Genomic DNA, 3,140 nt, shown 5'->3' with positions numbered 1-3,140 from the left:
AGGCATAGATGCTCGAGGCGGCCATCAACGCCCCCATGGCATCCTTGTCGAGAGAACGGTTGAGCATCACAACGCCGGACGTCGCGGCTACGAGCTCAGCCAGCGCCTTCCCTTGCGCCTGCGAGTCGAAGACATGCTTGGTCTTCAGCACGAGCGTCCATCCTTGGTCGTGCAGGCGACTCCGCCCGAAAKCTCGAACCAGCGCGAACGGATTCTTGCGTACTAGATAGCTGCTGCCGTCGAAGGCGTAGAGGATGATCCGCTCGGTGCTGCGATTGCCGATCGCTTCTCTCGCTGTGCGAACGGCGGTGTCGGAGGCGGGGGCCGAGCGCGTCGCGACCACGTATGGAACGACATGTACTGGTACGTGCACTGCGGCGGAGAAGGCGTCGGCGCAGTATTGGCTCGGCGCCCAGATCGCGTCGACCTTGTTCATGATCGAAAGCCATGTCTCGGGTACTGTCGGCGTTTCCCAGACCCATAGGCCTATGCGTACGCGTGCCCTTCGTATGATCTCTGATTGCGACTCCGTAAACATCGAGCCCCAGCCGTCGGGATTCAACTGGATCAATACGACGTCTGTGTCGCCGCTGAAGTCGCAAATATCGAAGGGCGGCGCGAGCTGCCGATGGACATGAAAAGGCCGCTTGATCGGATGAAGATTAAGCAGCACGCCGGTCTTGCGCAATGCGGAAATGTACGATCGGCTGGCCACCCCCAGGCCGTTGTCGAAGTTCCATGGTGCGATCAGAGACACTCGCGGTAGGACTGGCGGCGGATCGAAATGCATCGTTGGCGCATCGGATAGCGGAAGGTCGCTACGGATTGCCGGTGCAAGCCGTCGCGCCTCGTTCACTGTGCTGGTGGCTAATTCGGGGTCGAAACCACGGGCGCGCAAGACGTCCGGCCAATCTGTGATATTGACATTTTCGAAACGGTCGCGCAGCACCATGACCTTGACGAAGGGAAATCCTCGTTCGATCAGACCACGCCAATCGTAGATCGTGGGGTTACTGGGCCCCTCCGAAAGAAACAGCGCGATGCAATCGAGCCCAGCCGCGCGCAGCGTTGGAGCAAACCGCAGCTCATACTGGTTGATCACGTCATTCTTGTCGTCCAAGGTCGTGACTTGGTTGAAAAATCGCTGCAGCGCCACCGAGGCTAGGGCCGTCTTTTTCAGTGCTAAGAAATAGCTTTGCAGATGCCACCCAGTCCGCTCGTGATTGGCGGTCAATCCAATAAGATCCGCGGAACTGCTGCGCAGCCTGCCGAGCATTCGATCGAAATCTCCTTGGTCAAAAGGGCCAATCAGGCTGTCGTTGAGGAGGTACAGGATTTCGGAATCGAGGAGGTCCGGGCGCAGTCGGAGGATATGTGCCCAAGCAGCGAAATCGTAGCCCTCATTCCTGCGAACGAAGAGTCCCGATACAAGCGAAAGCAATTCAGAATTCGCCGTGAAGGGAGCGTCCGCCGCGACGAGGAGAATGATGGAAATCCCGCTTGCTTTAAGACACTTGAGGTAATGCTCGACGTGCGGCTTCAGCTTGCCGTCCGGCGAATGAGCGACGAATAGGCCCGTTTCCACTGTTGTGCCGGGCACTTTCAGGCAATGAATCTCGGCGTGGGTTACCGGCTTGCCTGGGCGTTCGAGCGGGGCCGCCCAGGACGGTTGGCGACCTTCCGCCTGGCCATATCGAAGGAAATGCTCCAGTGGATTGACCCCTGCAAGCAACAGATCGGGATTTTGCTCAAGATACCAGCGTGTCGCAAAATTCGGCCCCGGGTCTCGACCTTCCGCGGCGCCGAACTTGTAGTAGTGCTCTAGCGGATTGACGCCTGAGTCGTTGACGTCCGGATAGGTTTCCAGATACCACTGTCCGTCGAAGTACGGATTGGGGCTGAGATGCCTGTTCTTCAAGTAATGGATAAGTGGATTGCTTTCCGCCGATCGCGCGGACGGGTTGCGTGACAAATACCATTGGCTGTCGAATAGCGGATGAGGGTCTCGCCCCTCTTTGGCTCCCATGAGGATGTAATGTTGCAGCGGCCCACCGATGAAGGATGCAACGTCTGGATACTTGTGAAGGTAGAACTCGACGTGGAACAAGCTGGAGCCGGCCAGTGCCGCCCTGTCATCGCGGGTGCGGTGTCGAAGCTGTGTGGTCTTGTAGAGGCGCTTGAACTGAAGAGTCGCTAGGAGCTTGGCGGCCTCGGCCGAACGAAAGGCCCAGTGACTTAACCTGGGGAATCCTGCTACGGCGTGGCGCATTCCGGCAATCATGCGCCAGGAGCGGGAGGCCAGCATCTCGGCGCGCTGCCGTTGCTCGCCCTTGAGCGCTTGGGATACGCGCAGATAGTTCGTCTGTAGAACGGCGATCTCCTGCTGTCGCATGCATGCGGTCAACTCGCTCTGCTGCCTTTCATGCGCATGCAGCGCCGCTTCCCGCGCGCTGTTTTCGGAGATACGAACAAGCTCGCGCGCATGACTGGCTTCGAGGCCGGCCACTTCTGATCGAAGCTCCGCGATCAAGGCAAGCTCGCGCTCATGACTGGCCTCGAGGCCGGCCACTTCTGATCGAAGCTCCGCGATCAAGGCAAGCTCGCGCTCATGACTGGCCTCGAGGCCGGCCACTTCTGATCGAAGCTCCGCGATCAAGGCAAGCTCTTGCGCATGCCGCGCCTCAAGGTTGTCGACCTCTGATTGCGCCTCTGAGAGCTTGGTCTGCAGTCGAGGGAGTTCGACTTCAGGGGGGGACTGTAGGTCGCTCCATGGATTGCCAGATTCGTGCGGGATCCCGATTTCATGGCCGAAAAGGCCGTTGAGGGGGAGTTCATTCGCAGAGACCTGCTGCGACTCGCCCACCACGACGCGGCGCCCAAGGGCTACCTCTGCTGCGGTTCTTCTTCGCACGCAGCAAATCGAGTTCCTGAACTCCACCGAGTAGAGTTCGTCGAGCGAAAGTTCGTTCAAGATCGTCCCGCGCCATCGCGAAAAGCCGCGCAGTACATCGGCACGGCGCCCCGCCACGCCCCAGTGTTCGAAGTTGATGACGTCGGCCAGTCGCCGGAAGAACGCCATGGCGGACTGCGGAGCGTAGATGCCACCCTCAAATCCCCGCCAGTAACTGCAATGCAAGTCC

At 59.4% G+C, this 3,140-nt stretch carries 1 protein-coding gene; it reads right to left on the bottom strand.

From position 1 onward, the window contains the following. Positions 1–3,079 (bottom strand): rhamnan synthesis F family protein (locus tag AC1DY5_RS48925; RefSeq protein ID WP_478121551.1); only part of this gene is annotated, 3,079 nt, incomplete at its 3' end. Between the last annotated feature and the right edge of the window lie 61 nt (positions 3,080–3,140).

The sequence above is a fragment of the Variovorax sp. P4_D9 genome (genome assembly GCF_056401695.1).
This window is presented reverse-complemented; position numbering and strand designations above follow the sequence as displayed.